A 1,607-nucleotide genomic window follows, 5' to 3' on the forward strand; every position below is an offset into this window, starting at 1 on the left:
AGACCGGCGACCTGCACCTGACCGCGACCCGCTACATCGCGGCCTACCAGAAGGACGTCGCGGCCATGTCTCCATGGCGTATCGCTCTCACTGAGAGGTTCTGGCGGGCTCGAAACCAGCCTCGATACGCCGCCTTCAACTCACCGTCGTCACCCAATCTCCCGCATAGCTCGGCGGGTTGCATCGGTTGGGGTTGGCGATCTGACTGGCGCGTGTGATTCGCTTGATGAGCTTGTGATGGAGGATCGCCATGCCTTCAGCCCTGTCGGTCAATCTGCGCGAGCGTGTGGTCGCCGCGATTGAAGCGGGCGCCTCGCGGCGTCAGGCGGCCAAACGTTTTGGTGTCTGGGCGGCCAGCGCTGTCCGTTGGGTCGGAAGCCGGCGAGCCCATGCTGTCGCGCTGGAAGGGCCGGTCCGCACCATGCCGCAGCTGGCAACGGAAGCTGAACGATCCTACGAGCAACTCTAGCGGCCATTGGTGCAGCACTCAACGGCAGACCGCGCAGGACTCTGGGATGGAAAATTCTCGCCGAGGCTCTCGACGCGATCTTACGATCAGTTCATTCTGGTATTGCGACCACCGCTTGAACCCGGGCACATAGCATCATCACCTATGATGATAGCTAAGTCATCTGAAGCGATTGCTCGCTATTCTGCAATTTCAATCCAAACGGTGTGACGTAATCACATGACATTCATACGGCACGGCGACTCATACATACGTACAATTGATGTTCGATGTGGCGAGCAGTTCGATTGCTTCTTCGCCTTTACTTTCTGGCGAGGCTCATTTTGGTCGGCAAATCGTAGGCATTTTATGTTCGAACCTGACAAGTGGCCACAGGAAAAAGAGGGATATCTGAGTCGCATAATTTTAACTGAATGGTCCGAGCAGAGCTTTGGCCTTATGCGTCTAGTAGAGATTGATCTTGGTTCCGGCAACGACCCTCGGATTGTCACCGTTGGAGGGAGGCCGATCGTCTTATATCGCGGCGCTTTGCATGACCAAACCCAGTACTATCTTTATGATATGGAAACACGCAAGACCCTGGCAATTCAAATCGAAGATGACTGGTTTGAATATGGAAAGAATTGGATTCCATTTGACGCCGACGGGATGATCGGCGCAGTGCATAGTTTTGCGCCCTTTCGTATATTACAAATTGATCCCAATAATGGTAAGGGGCGCATCGTTGCTGAAAACCGAAATTCATTCAACCCAAAAGCAGCGCATGACAACTTTAATATTTTTCGCGGGGGGAGCAATGCGCTGAAGATGGGCAACAAACTTTTGGGGTTTGGCCACGCTACTTTCAATCCCTGGAGACATCACCCATTTTTGTGGGAGATGTCCGACGACAAAGTATTGATTACGAGCGCGTCCGTAGATTTTGATGCAATTTATTGCCGCGGGTTTGGAATAATCGATCCTACATCTTTATTTTATGGATCTGATGAAAGAATAGTTCTCGGAATATGTGGATCAGAGCGGGATTGGTTCTTTGATCGTAAGCGCTGTTTGGGCGGCACCTTCCGGCAGACGGTGTGAAGGCGACATACGGAGCGGAATGGGAGCTCCGTCACATGTCAATGTCAGGGCGTATGGC

The 1,607-nt window shown here is 52.8% G+C and carries 2 protein-coding genes and 1 pseudogene; all 3 read left to right on the plus strand.

Annotation, left to right across the window (positions count from 1 at the left end; all coding sequences use genetic code 11):
- Positions 1–218: pseudogene (locus tag ASG32_RS34805) on the plus strand (hypothetical protein); the annotation flags it as partial.
- A gap of 32 nt (positions 219–250) precedes the next feature.
- Positions 251–469 (plus strand): IS630 transposase-related protein, encoded by a 219-nt coding sequence (locus tag ASG32_RS35745; RefSeq protein ID WP_280141632.1) that lies wholly within the window; start codon positions 251–253, stop codon positions 467–469.
- Between the two features lie 348 nt (positions 470–817).
- Complete coding sequence (locus ASG32_RS34290) at positions 818–1,549, plus strand: hypothetical protein (protein WP_157862123.1); 732 nt, start codon at positions 818–820, stop codon at positions 1,547–1,549.
- Positions 1,550–1,607 lie beyond the last annotated feature (58 nt).

Origin of the sequence: Methylobacterium sp. Leaf361 (assembly GCF_001424445.1) — a bacterium.
Classification (GTDB): domain Bacteria; phylum Pseudomonadota; class Alphaproteobacteria; order Rhizobiales; family Beijerinckiaceae; genus Methylobacterium.